Source organism: Solibacillus sp. NPDC093137, assembly GCF_050280445.1.
Lineage (GTDB): Bacteria > Bacillota > Bacilli > Bacillales_A > Planococcaceae > Solibacillus > Solibacillus isronensis_B.
The window spans coordinates 976,399-1,002,137 of sequence record NZ_JBNNVH010000001.1 but is presented as its reverse complement, the minus strand read 5'-3'; the positions used below and the strand labels follow the sequence as shown (position 1 = coordinate 1,002,137).

The window sequence follows — 25,739 nt, the reverse complement described above, 5'->3', positions numbered from 1 at the left end:
TAGTTGGCACATCCTTTATAAAGTGATTGATCTCCTTTTCTTTGTACGTGCGCTACGCCCTTCTTCAATAAGCCTATCAAAATATGAATTTTCTAAATTATTTATACTATCATTATTGTCAATATTGTTATGTGACTTTTGTTCATCAACAATTGATTTTCCTAAATCAATTGTTTCCTTTGGTGTTGGGTTTTCTTTTTCATTCGACTTTAATCTTTGAATATGTTTTTCTTGTTCTTGTTCTTTCTGTTTGATTATCAAATCTTGGACATCATGGTTTTCCTTAGTTTTATTTATATTTTGAACAGCTATTTTCTTTTGTTGTTCTATAACGAGGTTTTGTAATTCTGTATGATTATTGTTTATAATTTGTTTTTTTCTAATTGTTTCAGCTTTCATGTTATTAATATTGTATTTTTTATTATAAATCTTATATTCTGCTAATACATTCCTCAATGCTTTATCAGTAATTGCCCGAGCTTCCAAGAATTCTTGAAATTTATCCATTGGATCGTCATATTCAGTATAACTAAAATAGCGTTCCCGCTTAAATTTATTTATAGTATCTTTAATTTTTAAAGAATGTGGTCTTATTCCCCATTTTCCAGCAGCTCTGAATGTACCATAACGTGATCCGTCACTTCTAAAAACTTCTACAGTCCTTAAGTCTTCAGTGTTTACTAGAATGGTTACTTTCTCATTAACCATAGAAAAATCATTACTTAATTCAATGCTTGAATACCGAGACCCTTTAAAATTAATATAAGGACGGCGACCTTCATTTAGATTCCCTTTTACCGTTCGATTAACTACTAAAGGAAATAAATTAATTGTATTTCTTTGATCTTCTGGCAATTGCTTTAATGTATAGCCTTGGTCTAATCTACTTTCGAAGACTTCTAGTGGTGTAAAACCATCATTACTGTCATGCGGTGTAGCATTATAATTTGCAATTACTACTTCGCACAATTCTTGAATAAGTTCATAAGTTATAGAAAATTTTAAAGCCTTTTTTTCTGCTTCGTTTCTTATAGGATCTAACGGGTTACTACCTGTAGTGGAAGGAAGCCTATGAAAAGTATTTTGTTCAATTGTATTAAAAAATCTTTCTACTAAGGGGCGTTTAACCGGAACACCAACTGGCCCCATATTTATAGAGCATCCGATATATTTTTGTAATAAATCTTTTATTTCATTTGATAAATGTGATTTAGCGTTATCATAACAAATCTCGTCCCACACAGCGTATTCAGCTTCAGGAAACTTATATGAAGGAAAACCGGCATCGGGAGCATAATTTAATCCAGTGATAGTAAACTCTTTAGGTTGCCAAGGAATAATAGCTGATTGAAAACACTTTTTTACATCATCAGAACTATATTCTCTCTTAAGGCACAAATGGTAACCAATTATACAGCGAGTTGCAACATCTTCTACTGTTAATAACCAAATCCTATCCAGTCTACTACTTATTTTTTCTCCACCTGGTGTTGTAAATTCAATCGTAAATAACGCATCTATCCGATGTCCATCAAATTCAACTCTTTCAAGAGGTCTAAGTATTTCAGTGTTGGAATTACGGGTATTATTTGTATGTTTTAATAACATCGAAGATTGACCACCATTATTTTTTGCAACTTCTGTATAATAACTATTAGAAACCTCTATTAGAAACCTCTTAACAGATTTTAATGCCAAGCTAGCAGTATTAAAAGGATATTCCGAAGGTCTAATTCCACATTTTTTACATTCTTTTATAAATTTGCGATGCATGTTTTTATAACTTAATTTCAATTCTCTGGCAGAATTTTTTCTAGTAGACGCACGAAAATATTCTTCAATTAGGAAATCTTTTAATACTGGATATTTTTTTAATAACAAGGTGAAAGAACCAGAATAATTGGAATCAATATCTTGATTTTCTGTCTTTCTTTGATATTCATCTGTTTGTAAGTAAGGAATTAATGCTCGATAACCGTAAATTTTATTATCGTTGTCAACTTTGAAACATTTATCTATAAATCTGTATATATCATTTTTATGAATACCTGTTATTGAAGTTATATCTTTTAATGGAATATTGGTCTCGATAAATAATTCTATAGCTTTTTTTCTATTGTTAAAACGCTTTAATGTATCTGAATCCCAATCTCCTGTATAAACTGGAGACCATTTATTTAAGTCAATGTCATCTTCTGATAAACCTTTGTTCTCTAATGACCTCCGCATTTACAACCACACCTCCGTTTTTTTCCCAAATGGCATTAAATTATAATTTGATCTGATTTCATTAAGATAAATAAGATGCGCAATAACAATTAGAGTTTGACTATTAGAAATTTTAGAATGATACGATAATTGATCAATTGTCATTTTTTGTGAAGCTACTGAAATAACTTTTTTTATTTTTTCGAGTACTACTAAATCTTCTATTGGTGTCTTTATCATATTTATTATTAACTTCATATTTGAAAGTTTAATACTTGACTGCTTTATTTCTTGTTCTGTCACTATTCTATGGTTTTTAAGATTAGATTCACACCATCTTTTTTGTATATTAATTTGTTTTATTACTTTTTCTTTTGATAAATCTGAAGTGTACTTAATTTCAATAAATTCCTCATATCCATCTTCATATTGAATCCACATATCAAAAATAGATGATAGTTGTTTTTTTTCAGCAATAAAACTCACTCTGAGAGGTTGTTCACAAAAATTTTTAACATTAGAATTGAATTCCAAGTGAAGCCAATGTTCATATTCCAAATCACTAAATAAATAAACAGTTCTTTTTAATTTGTTACTATAGGCTAGCCAACGATTATTTCCAAACTTTTTACTTGTATCTGTAATTACTGGTGTATACATTTTCATCACCCTTTAAATACAATTTGGTATATCCTATAAAGCATATTTCCGCCAGTTTAAATCCAATTTATTATATTATACTTCACACTTTCAGAAAATTCAAAAAATAGTTAGTATAGAAAGTCTTGTCCTTTTTACACCAAAACAAGAAAGTCTTGTCCTTCATTGAGGACAAGACTTTCTTGTCTTTTATTTAAGAAAAGCTTATATTATAGGATTTAAACCATAAAAAAAAGACAAGAACTTCTTGTCCATTTACAACAATTACAAGAACTTCGGGACACCCTATTTTTGGATATTAATACTGAAAACTTAGAAGTTCGGGTCTGAAGTTCTATCCATATTGGATTTAATAATAGATAATCAAACCTGCTCATCTAATAACGAACAGGTTTGATTATTATTTAACTGGAGTATTGATCTCTTTTATAAATGCTGCATAATCAGATTGTTTTAATACAAATAAATTAGAATTATTCCAATGACTTATATCAGCTAAAAACTCATTACTTGAAATACTTTTTTTAATTTATTATTCCTCCCTTTTTCACTTAATATTTCTTGGAAGTCTATAGTATTTTGTGTACATTCAGATATATAGTCTTTAAACAGCTATTGTTTTCAATAAATAATAAAAACCTCGATAAATCTTGTTGTTCTAAACCTAGGCAGTGTCTTTCATAAAGTAATTATGTTCAATGATGCATTCTATATTTGTATTAGATAGAATTTCTTCTTTCTAATAGCACATTATCTTTCCATATTCCATCTAATTGAGCAATCTTTTCTCGCACTCCAACAATACGAAAGCCATTCTTGATGTGTAAGTTGAGGCTAGCAACATTCTCTTTAAAGATTTTGGATTCTAGAGTCCAAAAACCTTCCTTTTCAGAAGCTATAATCATATGCTTTAATAATAAATCACCGATTCCTTTCCCTTTAGCGTGTGTATCTATATAAATACTTACTTCTCCTACCCCCTTATACACATTTCGTTTGGAAACGGGAGATAATTTACACCAACCTAAAATATGAATTTCCTCATATGCCACAAATGAACATTGAGGATTTGTTTCACCAAACCATTCATCATAGGATGCTGGTGCTTTCGATTCGAATGTAGCCATTTTTGTTTCTATCCCTGCTTCATAAATTCGTTTTACATCTTGCCAATCTTCACTTACAACAGACCGCACTTTAATTGCCATCGATTAACCTCCATTTAAATTAATTGATAATTAAAATAATAAATACAATAGTTGCATTTTACAAGTATTTTTGATTTAATTTTATTAGAGGTGATTGAATGGAAAACAAACGCGAAATTTTTCACATACTAACACGAAGATTTGGCTTATTAAACAAAAATTGCTGCACTGTTGGATCGTTTGAAATTTCTACAATCCAAAGTCATATAATTTATGAAATCGATAAAAAGAAAACACCTTCTATGCAACAAATAGCAGAAACACTCGCAATGGATATTACGACATTCAGTCGTCAAATTCAAACACTTATTAAAATGGATTTGGTGAAAAAAACACCGTCTCCACAAGATAAACGTGTGTCGATTTTATCATTAACAACACAAGGGAAATTTGTCGCAACAACAATTGATGAGTCCATGAATACCTATTTAGAAGAAGTATTTTCACATATGAATGATTTTGAAAAAGAAACTGTGCTACGCTCTATTCAACTACTAAATGAAGCTATGTCCAAATCAAAGGTATGCTGCACCCCTCTTTACTAAGCAAGAGCAATCTTGCTTTTCATTTTCAAAATATAGTTGTACTTTGCAACTAAAAAATTTGATGGAGGATTTTCAAATGGAAATTAAATTAACGGTTAAATCACAAACTTCAAGTTGTTGTTCAGCTACTCCTGAACCAACTACAACATGCTGTGGACCTACTGAGCAAACTAAAAAAGAAACATCAAGTAATGAATTGGCATTTCATTTAAATAAACAATATCCTGTGGCGATACTTGGTGCAGGTCCAGTTGGTTTAGCTGCAGCAGCACATTTAGCAGTAGCTGGTGAATCTTTTATTGTTTTAGAAAAAGGTGCTGACGTTGCGAAAAATATAAAATCATGGCAACATGTTCGTCTATTCTCTCCTTGGCAATACAATGTGGATAAAGCAGCTAAAGAGCTTTTACAGAAGCACGGCTGGAAAATGCCACAGGAGAATCAGCTTCCAACAGGTCAAGAAATTCGTGAACACTATTTACAGCCACTAGCCAATATCCCTGAAATTAAACCATTCATTTCATTTAATACAACAGTGGTTGGTATAAGTAAAAAAAATCACGATAAAATGAAGTCTGCTAACCGTGATCAGGCTCCGTTTGTTTTATATATTGAACAAGACGATGAAACAAAACAAATTTTAGCAAGTGCAATCATTGATGCTACAGGCACGTGGACTCAGCCAAATCCGATTCTTTCAGATAATGTATGGACAAAAGCTGAAAAGCAATTAGCTAATAATATTTTTTATGGCATTCCAAACGTAGATGAATTGAAAAATCGCTATTCAGGAAAACATGTCGCTGTTGTAGGTGGCGGACACTCTGCGATTAATACAATTTTAGAGTTAGAAAAGCTTAAAGATGTTGAAATTACATGGATTTTACGTAAAAAACATGTGGAAGATGCATATGGTGGTGAAGACAAGGATGCACTTGCCGCACGAGGTGAACTAGGTAGCCGAATTCACAACTTAGTTGATGAAGGTAAAGTAAAAGTATATACACCTTTCTATATTCAGAATCTTGAACAAACAAAAGATGGCATCATCATCAAAGGCGAAGATCCAGACGGTGAACAACAACTTCCTGTAGTTGATGAAATCATCTCCAATACGGGTAGTCGTCCAGACTTCTCTTTCTTAACTGAAATTCGATTATCGATTGACGCTGCTGTTGAAAGCGTAGAGACGCTTGCACCACTGATTGACCCAAATGAGCATAGTTGTGGTACCGTGCGTCCCCACGGCGAGCTAGAGTTACGTCAACCAGAAGCTGGCTTCTATATTGTTGGTATGAAGAGTTACGGACGCGCACCAACGTTCTTAATGGCAACTGGCTATGAACAGGTTCGCTCCATTGTCGCTTATTTAACAGGTGATATAGAGGCTTCGCGTAAGGTGGAATTAGATTTACCTGAAACGGGTGTATGTAGTTTAGATTTAAGTGCATCTAATACCAAAACAACATGTTGCTAATTAAAAGGGCCACGCTAGCTGAACCAGTGTGGCTCTTTTAATTAACAAGAAAGTCTTGTCCATGTACATCAATTTCTAATCAACAATATGGCCCAAAAACGCGAACTTCTTATTGAAGAATCGCTTCCGAATGTTTAATAATATTGATTTATATTAACTGGTTAATGAGTACTATTTAATTCATTATTTTTTATTGGTTTAATTGTAGAATAAATTAACTCGCCAGTTTCGGAAAGTGCTCTAATGTTTACAGGCATTAACATCTCATAATCTGATTTAACAAAGAAAAATTGCGCTCCCACACTGTTAACGATCAAAGCATCTTCAAAGAAGCCTTTCTTTGTTTCAACTTCTATTCTCTTAATAATAGGATTGATAATTTGACCAAAATAGTAGGATCTGTTTCGTTCCTTTGAACCTGATGCACTCCAAGTAAATTCATCATCTTCAATAGGTGGAAAATATGTTGAAATTAATGTAGATTCTAATCCCCCATCATTTCTTAACTCCCAATTCCCCAACCAATTTTGCTCTAACCGACCCATCATAATTGAATCCCAATTTCTAAGTATGGTTAACCAGTCCCCATCTATTTTTCTAACAAGATAGACCTCTTCTGTTGCAGAAGACCATTTTTCCGTAAATTTAAATACATCCTCTTCTGTGGGTGGTTGTTTGTGATTATAAATTAGAAATACAGTTATCGATACCGTTAATGTTACTATCCAAATAAATATCTTCCTCAATTAATCCCCCCCTTTTTCTGAAAAAGGCGAACTTCTTTTCAAGAATCCCGATTGTGGAATATTGTTTTATGTATCCCCAAATTTTTCGTTTGGGAGCGTTTATTGAATTTACTATTTTTATCCTTTTCCACTAATTTTGTATTATTTATTTTGCGATAAACATGAAATATTGTTTAATAAGATTTTTTATCAGTGGATTAAGTCCTTCAGGTAACTCACTTACTCTAAAAAACATTACTTCGGTAGTTTCTTGACCATCTGCTTTAAGAACACCACCTTTAATTTCTTTTGAAATATATGCAATTGTAACAGGGTAAAATTGGTCGCCGTTTGGTAACTTCACAAAATGCTGTTTTCCAGAATAGACACCCGCTAAATCAAGTTTACCTATTTCAAGCCCTGTTTCTTCTAATACTTCTCTTCTTCCTGCTTCTTCAGTAGACTCTCCTAATTCGATAAACCCGCCGGGAACACCCCATTGCCCATCATTTCTTCTTTGCAGCAATAAATCTCCATTTTCGTTAATCACAGCTACCGCAACTCCAACTAAATTGAGAGGTTGGTTACCCACAATCTTGCGTAAATCTTCAACATATCCCATAGTTTCCTCCTAAAAAATATAATAAGTGTTTACCTAATTATATTTCAACAACTTCAAAAAATTTCCTTTTATAAACCTTGAAAAACACTTCCAGGGCCTCATTCGAAAGTATTTCTTAAAAAAATGTTATTCAATAATATGGCCCTATAACGGAAAAACGCGATCTTCTTATTGAAGAACCGCGCCCGATTGTTGAGTAATATTAGATTTTTATTGGTTAATTCTAAGTACACATATCTTGGGGACACATTACATATGAAGCAAACCTTTGGTGGCATTTAAATACATAATTGACCTATCAAAAAAACTTTAAAAAATGTTGAAACTATTTCTCGTTTTTTCCGTCGGTACAGGGCATTACATAATAAAGGAGACTTAATAATGAAGAAAATAAGTATCAAAAGTAGGTCTTTCATGTTGAAAGCCAAACTAACAATAGTAGGGATTATTTTAATCATTATTGCTGCAAACCCATTCCAAGCAGAAGCGGCTACTCAGTTTTCTGATGTGAATAGTCATTGGGCGAAGAAAGAAATCATGTATTTATCTGATCTCAATATTATCGGTGGCTATCCGGATGGAACATTCAACCCGAATGAGCCGATCACGCGATCACAAGCATCTGCTATGCTCATCAAAGCACTAAAGATTCCGCTGAACGAAGATACATCAATTCAGTTCAAGGACGTGGCGAAAGATTCCCCTTACTACAAAATTCTCGCGACGGTGAATGAAAAAGGAATCCTTCGCGGTAACAATGGCTTCATGCGTCCCGGAGAAGAAACATCACGCGCGCAAATGGCTGCAATCTTACGTCGTGCATTCGACATGCCGCTTGATAAGCAACCGACATTCATTGATGTCACACCAGCACACTGGGCATATCAGGATATCAACGGAATCGCAAAACAGCGTGTAGCAGGTGGTTCTAACGGCAAATTTATGCCAAAAGACGCTGTCACACGTGCGCAGTTTTCGGCATTTTTAGTGCGTGCAATGGATGATAAAATGAAATTAAGCAACTATCGTTCATATGTCAGCATAAAAGGTAAAGCAATTGAACAGGATGGCTTGCTCTACTCTATCGCTAAAGACAAAGATGGTTATAATCAAATTATTAAAGAAAATATGGAAACCGCTAAACAAGAGGTTTTATTAAAAGATGAAGACATCCCACGTAGTCCTTGGGATTATTCCCCTTTGTACTTGCATAACAATACTCAATTGATTCTCTATAACAATGAAATTTTTATTCCTTATCATAGTGGCGATTTTGCTGAAGCAGACGAAGTTCCATATGCTTATGCAGTAATGAAAATGAATACAAATGGACAGGAACTGAAGAAAATGAAAGAACCTTCAGGCAGTAACTTCCGTAATATGTTCGTTTGGAACGACCGGATTTTCTATACGGATGTAGATGCAGAGAATTGGAATTACTTGAATCGTCGTATTGTACAGGACAATGAGAAATTTGTGGACAGCAAGCTAGAACTTTATTCTACAAAGATGGATGGCAGTAGTGATAAGAAAAAAGAATACAGCTTTGATGCGCGTATAACTTTTGATGTATACAGTTACAGTTACGGAGATGGAACACCTATCGAGGCGGGTGGAGAAAATAAATCTGTATTATATGACCATTCTTCAATTTATTACTTTAACAATAAAGGTATCTTCAAATATAGTTTGCTTGATAAAACGACAAACAAGCTTTCCAATGTTTTAGCTAAGGATATGAATATTTCAGATACACAATTAGTTGTGACAGATCTAAACGGAAAGAAACATATACTAAAGAAATAACCTATAAACAAAAAAGTGGTCTTTTGATAAATCGTACTTACTTATGGTACGGTTAACCCATGTTAATCCAAAAGCCTTTTAATTTACCAATAATTCCTTTGAATTCTTATTCAAGAAAAGCGCCCGATTGTTGAAGATCGTTATTCAACTAAAGGCCCTGGAATCGAAATATTGGAGCGAAAAAAATGAAGGTTTACAGCGTTAATAAATTTTCTCTGTATACAGGTTTTTATTCAAATAACAACTCATAACGTTTTCTCCATGTTTATATACCATTGCATAAAAAGCTGTATAAACAAGGTTACATACAAAAACCCGCAAACGTTGATTTAACAATGTTTGTGGGTTTTCTGTACGTGTCCAAACTTTGATTTGGGAACGTTTATTTTATATTTAATGTATGATTTATACGAATCTTTTTTGCACATAACCAAAATAAATAGCGGACAGTAGTAAAATTAGCCCCGAACCAATGAAAAGCCACTGAACAGAAAAGATAGTTGCTAACGTCCCTGCAAGCAATGTTGATAAACCAAATAATAAAGATGTTAATACACCTTGGGCACTATAAACTTTCACAAGTTGTTCATCCGTTGCTTTTAATTGTAGCCACGTACCAAGCAGAATGCCTTTGAACTGGTCAAAAACTCCGAAAAATAGACTTAATATTAGTGCTACTATTGCAATTTGGTTTAATCCAAACAATAACATCACAATAGCAACAGCAACTGATGAAAACAATACGATATTTTTTAAATTCCTCTCGAAAAATTGGTCAAATTTAGTGAAAATAAAACCACCAATAATCAATCCAATGAAGAAGGTTGTATTAATATAACCCCACCATGCCTCAGATACATGTAGTACATCAGCCACAAAAAGATACATAATGGCTGCGACCCAAACGACATTTGCAATGGATTCAAGGATAATCATTACATGAATCGTACGGAACGAATGATTATCCCAAATAAGTTTAAAGCCCTCTGTTAGTTCCTGTTTTTTAGCAACATTTAATTTTCTTTCGAATCGCGTATTGTCTGTAACGAACAAAATAAAAAATGTAGAGAGAATAAAAAGGAATAATGTCATCCAAATCACTATTCCCCCACTAGTTGCTGCCACAAGTATCCCGCCAAGTGCCCAACCACCAAGCCGTGTTGATTCATCAAGCATTGATAAAATTCCATTTGCACGTAGAAGCTGTGAATTTTCTACGATTCGAGGAATCAGCGCAGTACTAGCTGGTTGTGCAAACCCATCTAAAAAAGCGACTGCAAAAATGATTATTAGCATAAAGGATAATGACAGTGTATAAAGCGAACCTACTGCCAAAATCAACAATAAAATCGTTTTTAATGCTTGCGAAATAACAAGTAATTGTTTTAAACGGTAACGATTAAACAGTAGAGGCGCAAAACTGCTACTAATCATGCGACCAGCCATATTTAAAAATGGTAATAGTGCCATAAAGAATGGTGACTCACTTGCTTGATATAAAATAGAAATTAACCCGACGATATAAAAAACGTCACCTAAGTTGGCAAATAATTGACTAATCCATAAATAATGAAACGATTTTTTCATCTTCACTACCCTTTCTTATGTTAAAAATTCAAAAGGTAGTTAAAGTTACACTCGTATCTCCTCCAATTCACTCCGATACACCACTAGCTAACATTTAAATAGAAGAACAAAAACGAACTATAATTATCCATTTTTGGCAGGAAGATGAAATGTTTATTTTAATTATAACGTAAAAATTATGCATTTAAAACAAGTTCACAAAGCGGTTTTTGGGCACATTTTGAAATATTTGTTGCTCTAAGCATCCATTTAAATTCCGGTTCCTTTTGAAAGTTTCTTTTTAATAACAAAGTAAGTTACTACACCTAAGCAAATGTATATAATCAACATATAACTTCCCAATAACATTGAGTTCTTAAATACAGTGGTTAGTGTGTAGGCGGCTTATGTTTCAAATCAATCTTAAATTTTTCATATCCACAGTCAAAACTAAAAGACACAACCATTAACTATTTCAATCGTTATTCCCCTTTCTGCTTTAATAACCTTCCCCGTTAGCTTAAGTGGCCCTTTAACTGAAAAGGTTCCATTCCGTATCCAAGGAAAGCGCCCGATTACGATATAAGTAAAAACCTATTTAGTTGTTTCCATTGAGGGAAGTATGAGAAGACAAGCTATACCGATAATTAGTAGATAGGCGGATAATATAAATCCTAAGCTAATGATACCGATTAAGTCTATTAGGTAGCCAAATAGCAAGTAACCTGGTATGCCTCCCCCAACACTAATAATATGATAAACACTAAATACACGCGCAAGGTGTGTACCCTGTACATTGGTTTGAAGGTAACTCACAACGAAAATATTTAATATACCTTGAGAAACCCCGCCAACTATTAATAAAAACTGTAACAAAGGCAATGGCAATTTCAGTGCAAAACATAAAATAGCAAAACTAAAAGCAAATAATGATATTAAGAACCCATATTTTTTATTTAAATTGTTGTATAGAAATGGACTAATTAATGAACCTATTACAATTCCGAGTATTCTCGGGGTTGTAAATAAGAAAAAGTATTCGGCTCCTTTACCATATATCACTTTTAAATAACTAATTAAGTAAATATCAATTGCAGAGCCAACCATCCAACCTAAAAAAAATATAATAAACAGCCTGAAAATAATTCGATCTTTTTTAATATAGAGAAGACCTTCTTTAATTGAATTCACTAAGGGAACTTTTTCTGATATATAAATGTTATTTTGATAAGCAGGTTGAATAAAGAAAACAGTTAGAAGAGAAGCAAAATAAAAAATAGTCACGACGAGTAAACTCTCATATATAGTAAAACCGAATTTAAATAACAGAGCTGCAAAGGAATAAGCAATCAGTTTACCTGTCATATTAATGATACGAAAAAGGCCATTAGCTTTAGGGATTGACTGACTATCTATAATATGTGGAATTAAGCTGGCACTTGAAGTAGTGAAAAAAGCATTCATGAGTGTGATTAAAAAAATCAGTACATAAATTATAAGAACCGATTTGTTTTGAAAATAACTGATGTAATAAAAGAGCAACAGTAGGACTATTCGAATAGCGTCGGAAGAAACCATTATTTTTTGTAATGGTTTTGCTTCAACAAATGCCCCGATGTGTAAACCAAATAATAAAACAGGAAGTGCCGAAAATAGAAAATATAGCGAAGTATCGACACCAGTCCCTCCCAATGTCTGCAGCATACTCAGTAAAATAACAAATAATATTGCATCTCCAAACGCACTAAAAAAGTGAGCAGAAAATAGTAAGAGGAATTTTTTATTGTTAAACATGTTTCACCTCATCCATTTTAATTGACCAGTGGTTAATAAAGAGTGAAAATAAAACTCTAGCGAACTAGAGTTTTTAGTAAAAAATCGGTATAGGATTGTGCTTCTTCTTGCGCTTGTTCGAAATTTTCAACGCGTCCTTTATAATAAAGGACAAAGCCGTGAAGCGCTATAAATGTCGAGTGGATGTTATTTTCATCTAATGTATGCTTATGTAGGCATTGTAAAGTATGATTGAACTTTTTTAAGCTTTCTTTTGGAGCGATTTGTTGTAAGGGATCATTTAAACCATCGTGTTTAACAAACATAAAATCATACTGGCTTTGATTGTCTAAGCCAAATTGAATATAGTTAGTTAATACATATTTAGTACCTTCAAGGCAATCAAATTTTAAGGCACTATCTAATAAGTTGTTTAATATTGTGAAATACTTTTCAATAACCGCATTAAATAAATCTGTTTTATTTTGAAAGTGGTAGTAAATAGAGCCGTGACTAAATCCTAAAGCACTTGCAATAGAACGCATCGACACTTTTTGAAAATCAATTTGAAGAAACTGTCGGTCTGCCTCCTCAACAATCATATCCTTTGTTAATCCATTCTCAACTTTCTTTCGTCCCATAAATTACACCTCTATTTGACCAATGGTTAATTTTATAATAAAGCATAAAATTTATTAATGCAAATTAAATATTGGTTAAACCAAATACCTGCCATATAGATTGCATTCTGTGTAATTACTGATTATAATTTGGATCTGAATAATCATAGTTTACGTCATCACCATAGGTATCCATAATGTCTTCAATTGCTTCAATTGGATTTGAGTTTAAATTATCAAATGAATTAGTTCTAAAATCTATGAGAACCCCCTCTTTGCTTGCCAAAATTACCCCTCCCTATCTTTAGTTCTACATATAAGACGTTACTAACAAGAATAATATTGCATTTATTTACTAAAAAAAGCTCAATTTGTTAAAAAACAAATTGAGCTCTAATCAAATTACCGAGATTATTCTTTTTCTAGCAATGAACTTGGTGCCATGCTTCTTATAGGGGAAGCAGAGGCACTCGCTTCCCTTATACTTAGTCATTCAACCTTATCAGAAACACATTATGTAAAGCACTACCTTTGTGAAATCCTATTACCTAATGGTGGCCTTACCATTAGGTTTATCCATATACTCTAGGTAATCCCTGACTTGTAACTAAAAATTCTTCACTAAAACGATTTAGAAAAAAATAATACCGTTTGCATACTCATTTCTAGTGGGCTCTTTTGGTAATTACTTTTACACCAATGATTAATAACGCCTATCGTGGCACTGATACAAAATGTGTAATATAATTCCTCATCCATTTCGCTTTGCCCTGATTTTGAAATAATCTCCTTTGGAACTTGCATATAATATTGGCTGAAAAGTGAAAGATATTTCGTTGGTAACTTTTCTGAAAAGAGTACATTATAAAACACTCGGTTATTTAAAATATGTTGAAAAACATTCGTTAAACCTGTTTTTTCTCCAACAGTAATTTGTTTGTGTGCCTTTTCATATTCAGTTGTTAATTCTTTCATAATGCCAATCATATGCGTTTCGAATAAATCATCAATGTTCGTGTAATGTGCATAAAAGGTCGAACGATTGACTTCCGCTCGCACGCATAGTTTTGTAACGGTAATATCTGAAAAGTTATTCGTTTGTAATAATTGGAGCAATGCTTGAAATAATGTTTTTTGCGTTTTAAGTATACGTAAGTCCTGTTTCATTCCATCGTCCCCATCCCTTTTTTCCAACAATATCACACTTTATGTTGGATAACATACAATTAATGCTTCTTTGTTGTTCTATTGGTTGCAGCAATCTTTATAATTTAAAGTACTTATACATCCTTAGTTGTATAAAGTGAAGGAGGACTCCAAATGAATAAAGTTGTATTAATTACTGGTGCTGCAACAGGTTTAGGCCGTGCAACTGTTTTAAAATTAGCAAAGCAAGACTATAAAATCGCTGTTGTAGATTTTAACGATGTAGAAGGTCAAAATACTGTGACAATGGCCAAAGATTTAGGGGCGGAAGCGATTTTCATTAAAGCGGACGTATCAAATGAAGAGCAAGTAAAAAATTATGTGCAGCAAACAATCGAAGCTTTTGGCAAAATTGACGTATTTTTCAACAATGCAGGCTTAATGGTGCCATTCCGTTTAATTCATGAATATGATGAAAACGAGTATGATCGTATTATGAATGTAAACGTGAAAGGTGCATTTTTCGGCGTAAAATATGTGATACCACATATGCTTAAAAATGGCGGCGGAACAATTGTGAATACCGTTTCTTCAAACTCTTACAAGCCAACAGCATATAACGGTGTCTATTCAATGTCGAAGCACGCGGTAAATGCTTTAACTAAATCAATCGGTCAAGATTACCAAGAGAAGCAAATTTTTGCTGTCGGTGTAGCACCTAATGCGATGCTTACGAATATAGCAGCAAATGCAACAGTAACAATGAACGAAGAAATCGGCAAAGCGATTTTCGTCACTACACCACCAAACATCGCAGCAACGCCAGAGGAAGTAGCAGATGCAATGCTGTTCGCAATGAACAATAGCAAAATGTTAAACGGCTCAACGATTAACTGCGCTGGTGGTCAAATCTTTAACTAATGTTGCAAGCAAACATTGCGAAGGAATCACTCAGGCTGAAGCAGCATTATGGCTTATGTAAGAGCAATCTTCATTTGTACTAGGACAAACATTAAATGTTGATGGTAGTTGGACAGTCAACTAACTAAATCAACAATATAATCAACTGAAAATCAAAATCAATAAAACTTTCATATACAAAATATCATTCAACTATTAAAGCAGCTGAGATTAAAATGAAATCTTAGCTGCTTTAAGTTTGATCTTGAATTTTCAATATATATATTAGATGACAGGTGAAACCATTACTTTAGCATCTTCTTCTGTAAAGAATTAGATTTAAACGGATTTTTTTGTTACTGATTTGGTCATCATTACTGCCTCTCCTAGTTAGATTAAATAACACTTGTCAATAACTAAGATAGTACAGCCTGAATATTATCGCCTGTTCAAAGATTCCACTTACCTCTCGGCGACACATCTGTATACTTATTTTTTTAACTCTTCGTTTACAAACTGCTGTATACGAGCACCGATCGCATCCCGTACTTGCTGGAACACTGCCCATTTTTCTTCCTCTGTACCCGTAGCTTTAGCGGGATCTTCAAATCCCCAATGCTCACGGCGCACACCTGGAGGAGTCCTTGGACACTTATCCGCCGCATCTCCGCAAAGTGTTACGACTAATGTTGCTTTGTTTAAAATATCTTGGTTAATTAAATCCGAAGTATGGTGAGAAATATCGATTCCTACTTCATTCATTGCCTTAATCGCATTGGGATTGACACCATGCGTTTCAATTCCAGCTGAATACACTTTCCAACCTTCCGGTAATAGCTTTTGTGCCCATCCGTCCGCCATTTGTGAACGGCATGAATTTCCTGTACATAAGAAATATAGTGTGTTTATTGTCATATTATAAACTCCTTTAAAAGATTCGTAATGTAATATAAAGTCCGATTAATGTAAAAATTAAGATCGGCACCGTTAACACAATCCCTGTTTTAAAGTACGTACCCCAAGAGATTTTCACACCCTTTTGAGACAATACATATAACCAAACCAGTGTCGCAAGTGACCCGATTGGTGTAATTTTTGGACCTAAGTCTGAGCCGATAACATTAGCGTAAATCAATGCTTCACGTAACGTACTATCCGTCGTCGTTTCTGCAATCGCTAAAGCATTGACCATCACAGTTGGCATATTGTTCATGACAGATGATAGAAATGCCGCGATAAAGCCCATTCCAACTGTAGCTGCAAATAAACCTTGCTCTGCTGTCCATTCAATTACACTAGCTAACATAGGGGTTAATCCTGCATTGCCTAGTCCGTATACAACAACGTACATCCCGATTGAGAAGAATACGATATTCCAAGGTGCCCCTTTCACAATGGCTTTTGTATCAACGACTGCACTTTGTCTTGCCATGACTAAGAAGAAAATCGCGATAACGCCTGCTACAAGCGAAACCGGTACACCAATAAATTCACTTGAGAAATACCCAACTACTAAAATTGCTAGTACAAACCAAGATAACTTGAACATTTTCATATCTTTAATCGCAAGTCGTGGTTCTTTTAACATTGATTCATTGTATTCACGTGGAATCGATTTGTTAAAGTAAATCAGCAGTACAACAATCGTTGCCGCAAGCGAGAACAAGTTCGGAATAATCATACGTGAAGCATATTCCACAAACCCAATATCAAAGAAGTCTGCTGATACGATGTTGACTAAGTTACTCACTACAAACGGTAAGCTCGTTGTGTCTGCAATAAAGCCACTCGCCATAATAAACGGGAAAATCATTTTTTCGCTAAATTGTAAATTTCGCACCATCGCTAACACTATTGGCGTTAAAATTAGTGCCGCTCCGTCGTTCGCAAATAATGCAGCCACAACCGCTCCAAGCAAACTAACATACACAAACATTTTTACACCATTGCCTTTTGCTGCCCGCGCCATATGTAATGCAGCCCACTCGAACAGACCAATCTCATCTAATACAAGTGAAATTAAAATAATTGCAATAAACGATAATGTGGCATTCCATGTAATATCTATTACTGTCCCGACATCGTTAAAATCGACCACACCAACAAGTAATGCAACGATTGCTCCAGCCATTGCCGACCAGCCAATATTCAGTCCTTTTGGCTGCCAGATGACAAAAATCAGGGTAATGATAAAAATGAGTGCCGAAATAACAAACATATTCATATTTTAGCCCTCCACACAGTCACTGTTAATTTTACATCCACATGTCGAATCCTCATTAATTGAAGCAAGTATATTTTGCATTAACGAAGTTTGATTTTCATGAATACGGTAATGCTTCCACGTCCCGACTTTACGTTCTGTAATAATGCCAGCTTCCTTTAGCTTTCGTAAATGCTGACTCACAGCAGGCTGTGAAATTTTAAGGACGTCCGTAAAATCACATACGCATACTTCCCCTTTTTTCAGACAGGCTAAAATGCGTAAACGATTGGCGTCCGCAACAGCCTTCAACTGCTTTTCCATTAAATCGAGCTCCATCATATCCCTCCATAGCTATATAATAATATGCTTATATTATGATTAAAAAATAAATCACTATATAATGATATGCTTATATTATGTTATGACCATTATTTTTGCAACCCTATTATTTACTATTGCATCAAAGAAATGAGAAAACAGTTCAGTTCGCAAATCCTTTTTTTAGATAAAAAAGACTCACTTTAGAAAAACGTTGATTAAAAGTGAAAAGGGCTTCCATATTCCGGAAGCCCTTTTCATTATTCTTTTACTCTTATAAGCCGTAAACTATTTAGCGATACCAAAAGTGTGGCTCCCATATCTGAAAGTATGGCAATCCACAATGTTAACCAGCCGGGTATTACTAAAAGTAGCGCAAGGAATTTAATACCTACCGCAAAAGCAATGTTAACCTTAATAACATTTAATGCTTTTCGGCTTAACTTTACAGTGAATGGCAGTTTCTTTAAATCATCGCCCATTAAGGCAACATCAGCGGTTTCTAATGCTGTATCGGTACCAGCACCACCCATCGCAATACCTACTGTAGAAGCTGCTAACGCAGGTGCATCGTTTACACCGTCGCCTACCATCGCTACATTGCCATACTCAGCTCTTAATTTTTTTATAAAACTCAATTTATCTTCAGGCATTAAGTCGGCTTGTATTTCTGATACCCCAACATAGTCACCTATTGCCCTAGCAGTTCCTTTATTATCACCCGTAAGCATGATTGTTTTTTGAACGCCAAGTTGATGCAATTTATTAATTACCTCTTTGCTTGATTCACGGACTTCATCAGCAACAGCAATAATTGCAAGTATTAATTTTTCAGTTCCAATTACCATTACAGTTTTACCTTGATTTTGAAATTCGGATTGTGACTGAAATTTATCGAGTCCATTTCCTTAAATAGTTGGGGACTACCAATATAATAAGTTGTTCCCTTAATTGTACCCTTAACGCCTTTCCCTGTAATTGAAGTAAAGTCTTCTACTACAACACCCGTAAAAGAAATTGAATCATTTTCTGCTTTTTTAACAATTGCCGATGCAAGGGGGTGTTGGGAACGATTTTCAAGCGCCGCAATCACTGCAAGTAAATCTTCTTCATTTATATTATTTTCAGTCATTTTATAATCTGTAACAACGGGAATACCTTTTGTTAAAGTCCCTGTCTTATCAAATGCGATTGCTTTTAAAGCGCCCATTTCTTCTAAATAAACGCCACCTTTAATAAGGACACCCTTATTAGCTGCATTTCCGATTGCCGAAACAATAGAAATAGGTGTAGAAATGACGAGTGCACATGGACAACCAACTACTAAAACGGATAATCCTTGATAAACCCAAGTTTCCCAACTACCATCAAAGAAAAGAGGTGGCACTACTGCAACTAAACCTGCGATCAGCATAATAATGGGTGTATAATACTTTGCAAATTTATCTACGAATGCCTGTGAAGGTGCTCGTTCAGCTTGTGCTTCCTCAACTAATTCAATAATTTTTGAAATGGTTGTATCTTCGACTAATTTTGTTATTTTAACTTCAAGTAAACCTTCTTCATTTAATGTACCTGCAAATACTTCATCATCTACTGATTTACCGACAGGAACTGATTCACCCGTAATAGCGGCCTGGTTTACAGAAGAATAACCATTTACGACAACACCATCCATCGCAATTTTTTGACCAGGTTTTACAATCATGATGTCCCCGACTGTGGTTTCTTCTACATGAAGCATTAATTCTTGACCATTTCTTCTAACGAGGGCCTCTTTTGGAGCGATATCCATTAATGAGCGAATTGATTGTCTTGCTTTCTCCATTGAATAGCGCTCGAGTGCTTCGCTGATCGCAAAGAGAATCACAACAATCGATGCTTCTGCCCATTCACCGATGAACGCTGCACCAATTACAGCAACTGTCATTAAAGTTTTCATATCAAAATCAAGACGACGCAAGTTTTGGAAACCGACTTTAAAAAGAGAGTATCCGCCAATAACAATTGATGTGATAAACAATAACGAAGTGATGAGATTATCTTCCCCGTTTATAAACTGTGAAAGATAGCCAAAGACAATAAATAACCCGGCATACATTAAAGTACTGTGCTTTTTATAAAAAGGTACTTTTACCTCTGTAAGTCCATTATTCCCATTCGTATAATTGCCTTCTTCGCGAACAGGCTTATCAGGAATCACTTTCAGATTCTCAAAAGCACCTGCTTTTTCTAATTCCTCGATTGTCGCATCCCCATACACGCTAATTTTCGAAGCGCCAAAATTCACCTTTGCTTCCTGAACCCCACTTAGTTCTTTTACATTGCGCTCAAACTTCCCTGCACAGTTTGCACAGGAAAAACCCTCAACTCTAAATACCTTTTTATCCATTAATGAGTCCGTTGAATTATTCAACTTGAACACCTGCCTTTTGATGGGCAAATGCTATTTCAATGAGTTGTTTTACATGATCGTCATCCAATGAATAATAAACTAATTTCCCTTCTTTACGGTATTTAGCTATTCCGAGATTTTTAAGTAGTCTTAAATGATGTGAAGCTGTAGCTGTAGTTGCTCCTACAATATTGGCAACGTCACAAACACACAGTTCATTTTGTGACAATGCATAAGCAATTTTAATTCTTGTATCATCTGATAAGGCTTTGAAAATTTTGGCTACTTCTATTGGGTTTTCCATAGATAATTTCTTTTGAATCCAGACGACATTGTCCTCATTTATACACGTGATTTCACACACATCATTTGCTTTCTGCAAAGTATTCACCTCTATATTCTAATATACGTTTGATTGTATATATTAGGTTATGCTTCTTCATCTAAATAGTCAAATGAATATTTGAATGAAGTATCGATGTTATTCGACAATAGAATAAATTGCATTATCCTTGATTTAAAGGCAAATTTGTATAAAGAGATTTACTCCAGGGTAGACTTTTTAAAGAAAAATCTGGAGGTGCGTTTAACGTGTTAGAGAAAAAATTAGCTCTTCATGAAACAATGGAATTTCATGAAGTTATAAACTTTATGACAACTAGTTTACTTAAATCGAAGTTAAGTCAAGGTGTTGTCTTTGATGATGATTTAAGGGCTTTATTAGATAAAAATGTGAAATTATCTACCCCAGCACTTGCCGCAATGGTTAAGCTCTACTCTAAATCGGAACTGGTATATTAGGAGGTCAAATTTATGGAAGACTATTTAGATCCAATCAATTCAATCGGAATGCCTGAACTAACGGATTCGGGAGTTGCGCTTGAGTTTTTGCTTACAACAAAGACGGGAATTCGAAATCTTTCAATCGCCTTAACCGAAACAGCTTCCCCAGCACTGCAAAAAATCATGAGAACGCAACTCAATGTGATGATTGATCTATATTTTGAGATTTCTGAGCTTATGATGAAAAAAGAATGGCTGAAGCCTTATCATCTAGAAGGTCAAAAAGAGTTGGATATTAAATCTGCTGAAAATGCGATAAGTATTGCACAGTTGGATTTATTTCCTAAGAGCATGAACCGCAAAGGAATGTTCCCTACCCCACCAAAAAAGTAAACGGAAACGAGGGATTTTTTAATGAAAGCTGTTACTTTTCAAGGTATAAAAAATGTTGAGGTCAAGGAAGTAAAAGACCCTAAAATTAAAAAAGCCGATGATATTATAATCCGTCTAACAACAACAGCTATTTGCGGATCTGATTTGCATCTGATGCATGGAATGATACCAAATATAGGCCAAGATTATGTCGTTGGGCATGAACCAATGGGAATTGTAGAAGAAGTCGGCAAAGATGTGACGAAGGTTAAAAAAGGTGACCGGGTTGTCATTCCTTTTAATATTGCCTGTGGTCAATGCTGGTATTGTAATCACGAGCTGGAAAGTCAATGTGATAATGCAAATGACAATGGTGAAATGGGCGCCTACTTCGGCTATTCAGATACAACAGGCGGTTTTCCTGGAGGACAGGCAGAGTATATGCGTGTTCCCTATGGCAATTTCCTCCCTTTTAAAATTCCGGAGAAATCTGAAGTTCCTGATGAAAGTCTCGTTCTCCTTGCCGATGCTGCCTCTACTGCTTTTTGGAGTGTAGAAAATGCCGGTGTGAAAAAAGGAGATACGGTTGTTATTCTTGGTTGCGGACCTGTTGGGCTATTGGCGCAAAAATTTACTTGGTTAAAAGGTGCAGAAAGAGTAATCGCAGTTGACTATATAGGATATCGTCTTAAACACGCAAAGAAGACAAACAAGGTCGAAATCGTTAATTTTGAAGACCATGAAAATTGTGGTGAATATTTAAAAGAGATTACAAAGGGCGGCGCGGACGTTGTCATTGATTGTGTCGGGATGAGCGGAAAAATGACGCCATTAGAGTTTCTGGCAAGTGGTATAAAACTGCAAAGTGGTGCTATGGGAGCGATTGTGACCGCCAGTCAAGCAGTACGCAAAGGAGGAACAATCCAAATTACCGGTGTTTATGGTGGCCGGTACAACGCTTTCCCACTCGGTGACATCTTCCAACGCAATGTAGCAATACGCACCGGACAAGCCCCTGTCGTGCATCTCATGCCTCATGTCTATAACTTAATCGCTGATGGTAAGGTGAATGCAGGTGATATTATTACACATGTCCTCCCACTTGAAAAAGCAAAACATGGCTATGAAATATTCGATACAAAGCAAGATGACTGTATAAAAGTTGTTTTAAAACCTTAAATATAAGTATTTGGTACTTTTGTAACTACTCTTTGCAAAAGTACTTTTTTATTATAATAATTACCTTCTCTCCACCTACTTATCACGAGAATAAGCTTCAGCCACCCCTTTAACAATTTAACGCCTTCTCCCCGAAAAGGTATTTACAATTAATTCGACACATTTTATATAAATTCCATTAAATATATCAATTTATTAATAAACATTTGCTCTACATAAAAATATTACCAGTATTATTATCCTACAATAACTAGTAATATATATATAGAATCAAAAAGGAGGATTTACCGCGTTGAAGAAAGCATTTAAACTTGGTTGTGGCGGGTTTTTAGCCCTTATTATATTAATAGTAATCATTGCAGTGTTCAGTGATGGAGAAACATCTGAAGTGGATTCAGATACAAAAGTTGAAGCGACAACTGAACCGAAAGAAAACGCAGCAGATACAAAAGAAGCTGTAAAAGAAGAGCCAAAAGAGGAAGCAAAAGAAGATAATGTACCGCGCGAATATAAATCTGCGTTGAAAAAAGCTGAAATGTATGCGGAAACAATGCAAATGTCTAAAGCTGGTATTTACGATCAATTAATTTCGGAGTATGGAGAAGGTTTTCCTAAAGAAGCTGCGCAATATGCAATCGATAAACTGGAGTTTGACTGGAAAGCGAATGCATTAGAAAAAGCAAAATCATACGCTGAAACAATGGCAATGTCTGACTCTGCTATTTATGATCAATTGATTTCCGAATACGGAGAAAAATTTACGGCTGAAGAAGCACAGTATGCAATTGATCACTTAGAATAAAATGAAAGCCTTCCTTCGAATTGATGGAAGGCTTTTTTCGTTAAAGTTCATCGATTTTCTTAATGACCGTTTTTAACAAATCAATTGAACGGACAGGATCGCCCTTATACTGCAGGCTGTGATCCGCTCCTTCCAGTAGTCTTGACACCAGTTTTGGATTATTGGCGAATTGACGATATCTTTCCGCATTATAATGCGTGTCATCATCCCCAATAAAACATAAACTTTCGTTACGGCTGTGTAACATTGATTCAAAAACATCATCTCGATTAAGAAGCGGCGTTAACCATACAGCCTTTGCATTATAAAAGATTTCTTTGTCTAACAATGAAGCCATAGCAATCGTTCCTAGAGACTTTCCAACAAGATAATAGCCATCATATGAGTTCTCTTCTAAAACTTTATCAATGACTGTACCTACATCATGTTTAATCGCTTCAACGAGCTCATCCATAGTGAAGGAATCATAAAACTTATCGTTATACGTATAATTCACCTGCAGCACATCCACCGATTTATGTGAAAACACACCCGTCGAATAATGAAGAAGTGGTGCTTGCGCGGTATAGCCAGCTCCAGGAAGCAAAATCGCCAATTTTGAGACATGCTCATCGGTACTTAAAACAGTATAATCAATATCCTTACCTTTATAACCTTTGATAAAATCTGTTTTAACTTTAAACATATATAAAACCCCTCCTATAAATTATTTATTACTTGGTTCAGTTGCATTTTGATCGACATCAACGGTCCATGAAACAATTGTTGTACTGTCCCGTACACCCTTTGCTTCAACCTCCTTTAATAGCTGCCTTACAGAATCGTTTGGAGACTGGGCATGGTCAAATACATTCATAATATCCTTCGGGTTATCAAATGTAGTATGAGGACATTCCGTTAGTCCGTCCGTTGTCAAAAACAGCTGATTCCTTCCTTTTCGCAATTCTCTGCGACCCGTACTGTAACACGGCACATCCAATTCAAATGTATTGACACTCCCGATCCACTCGTAGAAATTTCTTTGATTTAACTGATATTGCTGCATTTCAGCCAATTCGGGATGAAATAAATGAAAAATACAGTCCCCAACTGAAAACCACCAAATATATTTGTCTTTCCTTAACACGATCAGACATGCCGTTTCCCCTTGTACTTCACGGCAACGGGCTAAAAAGAGCGGATTTTGAAAAATATGTAGGATATGATGATCTAATTCCAGAAAAGCTTCAGAAAGTGGCTTGTTAAAAATTGAAGTCAGATTATGTTCTTCTTTCGTAAAAGTTTCCACGACAAGTTCGGCACTTTCCGCACTGTTATGAGCATCCAAAATCATGACAAATTCCCAATTCTGTTCTTCATTCACCCAGACGATACAACCATCCTCGTTTTTATATTGCCCTGCTGATGAATTGCCGCCAAACCGTCCAATTGTAAGATTCTTGAATTGCTGAATGTGCGGTAAATCAACAAAATGCGTTTCGCTCCCTACCCAACTGAATTTGAACATTTCTACTAACCTCCTTATACTCTTTATAGATTTCCATAGTATAGCACCAATAAAATAAATTTGTAAAATATGGAATATATCTAAGAGGAAAAGGTAGGAAGTTTGCCACTTTATATAACAAAAAAGCAATCGGTTCCCCGATTGCTTTCATCATTTTTTTATTAAACTTCTACACGGTAACGCCAATTTGCGTGTTTAACATCCTCATAATTGATATACGCAACACTTGCTTCAATGACGTCGTTTAAATTCAGGCTATGATCCTTTGCAAATTCTTTCAGGCTATCCAGTAATTCTTTATCGCATGTCGTCCGGAATTCGATGCGATCTTTAGGCCGGTTTTTTTTGTCGTAAACGATTGAACCGGATTCGATTAAATTACTATAACCATTTTCCAATAAATAACCGATATGTGTGTCATATTTTTCGGCAAGGTTCTTTAAACTGTTAATAATTGCCGCGCTCATTCGCGTTTTGTACCGGATTCTAGATTCATCCGTTGTTTGAATCAGTTTCCCATTATGTATCTTCCACATTGTCATTCTCCTATCAGCAATTCGTTACGTATATTATAGCCATTATTGCACAAAAGAAAACACTCCTTATGGCATAAGGAGTGAAAGGCGTAAAGTTGCGGTCGGTATTGCCTATTAAGTTGTAATGTTTCGTACGTTAGTTTAACATCATATAAAACGTTTGAGCTGAAATTTTCAATGGTATATCTCAATTCGTGTATGCATTTCGCTCGCCTAACTTTTGCTGGCATCTTTCGAAAATCTTCGTTAAAGCATTTTTGTTCATTAATTGCCTAAAATAAACTGTGAATGTTGCTTTATAAACGCATACAACGAAGCTAATAGAAATCATCATATAAACAATCTAAACTAGTGGTTAACTTACATCTACTCTTCAGTGACCGCA

General features: G+C 34.8%; 25 protein-coding genes and 1 pseudogene. 8 read left to right on the top strand and 18 right to left on the bottom strand.

The window, feature by feature from the left end:
* Positions 1–15 precede the first annotated feature (15 nt).
* From ACQKN3_RS05160 to ACQKN3_RS05150, 3 genes are all read right to left on the bottom strand, one after another.
* Complete coding sequence (locus ACQKN3_RS05160) at positions 16–2,229, bottom strand: hypothetical protein (RefSeq protein ID WP_427709883.1); 2,214 nt, start codon at positions 2,227–2,229, stop codon at positions 16–18.
* A complete protein-coding gene (locus ACQKN3_RS05155; RefSeq protein WP_427709881.1) occupies positions 2,230–2,868 on the bottom strand; it encodes a TnsA endonuclease N-terminal domain-containing protein in 639 nt (212 codons plus the stop codon).
* A gap of 719 nt (positions 2,869–3,587) precedes the next feature.
* A complete protein-coding gene (locus tag ACQKN3_RS05150; protein ID WP_427709879.1) occupies positions 3,588–4,076 on the bottom strand; it encodes an N-acetyltransferase family protein in 489 nt (162 codons plus the stop codon).
* A gap of 98 nt (positions 4,077–4,174) precedes the next feature.
* On the opposite strand from ACQKN3_RS05150, the gene ACQKN3_RS05145 reads away from it, so the two are divergent.
* Both ACQKN3_RS05145 and ACQKN3_RS05140 read left to right on the top strand, forming a co-directional pair.
* Positions 4,175–4,621, top strand: coding sequence for a MarR family winged helix-turn-helix transcriptional regulator (locus tag ACQKN3_RS05145; RefSeq protein ID WP_340801212.1), 447 nt, complete (start codon positions 4,175–4,177; stop codon positions 4,619–4,621).
* Positions 4,622–4,697: 76 nt separating this feature from the next.
* On the top strand, positions 4,698–6,098 hold the full coding sequence (locus tag ACQKN3_RS05140; RefSeq protein ID WP_427709877.1) for an NAD(P)-binding domain-containing protein: 1,401 nt from the start codon (positions 4,698–4,700) through the stop codon (positions 6,096–6,098).
* Positions 6,099–6,259: 161 nt separating this feature from the next.
* Here ACQKN3_RS05140 and ACQKN3_RS05135 read toward each other — a convergent pair whose 3' ends face one another.
* Entirely contained in the window at positions 6,260–6,844 is a 585-nt protein-coding gene (locus ACQKN3_RS05135) for a hypothetical protein (RefSeq protein WP_427709875.1), read from the bottom strand.
* A gap of 145 nt (positions 6,845–6,989) precedes the next feature.
* Positions 6,990–7,445 carry an NUDIX hydrolase gene (locus tag ACQKN3_RS05130; RefSeq protein WP_427709873.1) on the bottom strand — a complete coding sequence of 152 codons (456 nt, stop codon included), beginning with the start codon at positions 7,443–7,445 and terminating at the stop codon, positions 6,990–6,992.
* Between the two features lie 414 nt (positions 7,446–7,859).
* Between ACQKN3_RS05130 and ACQKN3_RS05125 the strand changes: the two genes are divergently transcribed.
* Positions 7,860–9,251: an S-layer homology domain-containing protein gene (locus ACQKN3_RS05125; protein ID WP_427709871.1), complete on the top strand. Its 1,392-nt coding sequence runs from the start codon at positions 7,860–7,862 to the stop codon at positions 9,249–9,251.
* A 405-nt stretch (positions 9,252–9,656) separates the two neighbouring features.
* Here ACQKN3_RS05125 and ACQKN3_RS05120 read toward each other — a convergent pair whose 3' ends face one another.
* From ACQKN3_RS05120 to ACQKN3_RS05100, 5 genes are all read right to left on the bottom strand, one after another.
* Positions 9,657–10,838, bottom strand: a complete 1,182-nt coding sequence (locus tag ACQKN3_RS05120; RefSeq protein ID WP_427709869.1) for an MFS transporter — start codon at positions 10,836–10,838, stop codon at positions 9,657–9,659.
* Positions 10,839–11,411: 573 nt separating this feature from the next.
* On the bottom strand, positions 11,412–12,611 hold the full coding sequence (locus tag ACQKN3_RS05115) for an MFS transporter (protein WP_427709867.1): 1,200 nt from the start codon (positions 12,609–12,611) through the stop codon (positions 11,412–11,414).
* A 56-nt stretch (positions 12,612–12,667) separates the two neighbouring features.
* Entirely contained in the window at positions 12,668–13,231 is a 564-nt protein-coding gene (locus tag ACQKN3_RS05110; RefSeq protein WP_427709865.1) for a TetR/AcrR family transcriptional regulator, read from the bottom strand.
* Between the two features lie 115 nt (positions 13,232–13,346).
* A complete protein-coding gene (locus ACQKN3_RS05105) occupies positions 13,347–13,496 on the bottom strand; it encodes a hypothetical protein (RefSeq protein ID WP_427709863.1) in 150 nt (49 codons plus the stop codon).
* Positions 13,497–13,831: 335 nt separating this feature from the next.
* A complete protein-coding gene (locus ACQKN3_RS05100) occupies positions 13,832–14,377 on the bottom strand; it encodes a TetR-like C-terminal domain-containing protein (RefSeq protein WP_427709861.1) in 546 nt (181 codons plus the stop codon).
* Between the two features lie 153 nt (positions 14,378–14,530).
* Here ACQKN3_RS05100 and ACQKN3_RS05095 point away from each other — a divergent pair, with 153 nt between their 5' ends.
* On the top strand, positions 14,531–15,277 hold the full coding sequence (locus tag ACQKN3_RS05095) for an SDR family NAD(P)-dependent oxidoreductase (protein ID WP_427709859.1): 747 nt from the start codon (positions 14,531–14,533) through the stop codon (positions 15,275–15,277).
* Positions 15,278–15,745: 468 nt separating this feature from the next.
* On the opposite strand, the gene arsC is transcribed toward ACQKN3_RS05095, so the two are convergent.
* The 5 genes and pseudogenes from arsC to ACQKN3_RS05070 all read right to left on the bottom strand — a co-directional run bounded on the left by arsC (position 15,746) and on the right by ACQKN3_RS05070 (position 20,557).
* Positions 15,746–16,171, bottom strand: a complete 426-nt coding sequence (arsC, locus tag ACQKN3_RS05090; protein ID WP_427709857.1) for an arsenate reductase (thioredoxin) — start codon at positions 16,169–16,171, stop codon at positions 15,746–15,748.
* 13 nt (positions 16,172–16,184) lie between these two features.
* Entirely contained in the window at positions 16,185–17,480 is a 1,296-nt protein-coding gene (locus ACQKN3_RS05085) for an arsenic transporter (protein ID WP_427709855.1), read from the bottom strand.
* 3 nt (positions 17,481–17,483) lie between these two features.
* Positions 17,484–17,798, bottom strand: coding sequence for an ArsR/SmtB family transcription factor (locus ACQKN3_RS05080; protein ID WP_251687946.1), 315 nt, complete (start codon positions 17,796–17,798; stop codon positions 17,484–17,486).
* A gap of 242 nt (positions 17,799–18,040) precedes the next feature.
* A pseudogene (locus tag ACQKN3_RS05075) lies at positions 18,041–20,172 on the bottom strand (heavy metal translocating P-type ATPase).
* 16 nt (positions 20,173–20,188) lie between these two features.
* On the bottom strand, positions 20,189–20,557 hold the full coding sequence (locus tag ACQKN3_RS05070; protein ID WP_339199373.1) for a metalloregulator ArsR/SmtB family transcription factor: 369 nt from the start codon (positions 20,555–20,557) through the stop codon (positions 20,189–20,191).
* Positions 20,558–20,766: 209 nt separating this feature from the next.
* On the opposite strand from ACQKN3_RS05070, the gene ACQKN3_RS05065 reads away from it, so the two are divergent.
* From ACQKN3_RS05065 to ACQKN3_RS05050, 4 genes are all read left to right on the top strand, one after another.
* Complete coding sequence (locus ACQKN3_RS05065; protein WP_079526732.1) at positions 20,767–20,976, top strand: spore coat protein; 210 nt, start codon at positions 20,767–20,769, stop codon at positions 20,974–20,976.
* 12 nt (positions 20,977–20,988) lie between these two features.
* Positions 20,989–21,351, top strand: a complete 363-nt coding sequence (locus tag ACQKN3_RS05060; RefSeq protein WP_079526734.1) for a spore coat protein — start codon at positions 20,989–20,991, stop codon at positions 21,349–21,351.
* Between the two features lie 21 nt (positions 21,352–21,372).
* Positions 21,373–22,509, top strand: a complete 1,137-nt coding sequence (locus ACQKN3_RS05055; protein WP_427709852.1) for a zinc-dependent alcohol dehydrogenase — start codon at positions 21,373–21,375, stop codon at positions 22,507–22,509.
* A gap of 292 nt (positions 22,510–22,801) precedes the next feature.
* The gene (locus tag ACQKN3_RS05050; protein WP_427709850.1) at positions 22,802–23,311 is read left to right on the top strand and encodes an Ltp family lipoprotein; all 510 of its coding nucleotides are present in this window, start codon (positions 22,802–22,804) and stop codon (positions 23,309–23,311) included.
* 40 nt (positions 23,312–23,351) lie between these two features.
* On the opposite strand, the gene ACQKN3_RS05045 is transcribed toward ACQKN3_RS05050, so the two are convergent.
* The 3 genes from ACQKN3_RS05045 to ACQKN3_RS05035 all read right to left on the bottom strand — a co-directional run bounded on the left by ACQKN3_RS05045 (position 23,352) and on the right by ACQKN3_RS05035 (position 25,354).
* Positions 23,352–23,996, bottom strand: coding sequence for an alpha/beta family hydrolase (locus ACQKN3_RS05045; RefSeq protein ID WP_427709848.1), 645 nt, complete (start codon positions 23,994–23,996; stop codon positions 23,352–23,354).
* Positions 23,997–24,017: 21 nt separating this feature from the next.
* Positions 24,018–24,818: a protein phosphatase 2C domain-containing protein gene (locus ACQKN3_RS05040; RefSeq protein ID WP_427709846.1), complete on the bottom strand. Its 801-nt coding sequence runs from the start codon at positions 24,816–24,818 to the stop codon at positions 24,018–24,020.
* 161 nt (positions 24,819–24,979) lie between these two features.
* The gene (locus tag ACQKN3_RS05035) at positions 24,980–25,354 is read right to left on the bottom strand and encodes an rRNA methyltransferase (RefSeq protein ID WP_427709844.1); all 375 of its coding nucleotides are present in this window, start codon (positions 25,352–25,354) and stop codon (positions 24,980–24,982) included.
* Between the last annotated feature and the right edge of the window lie 385 nt (positions 25,355–25,739).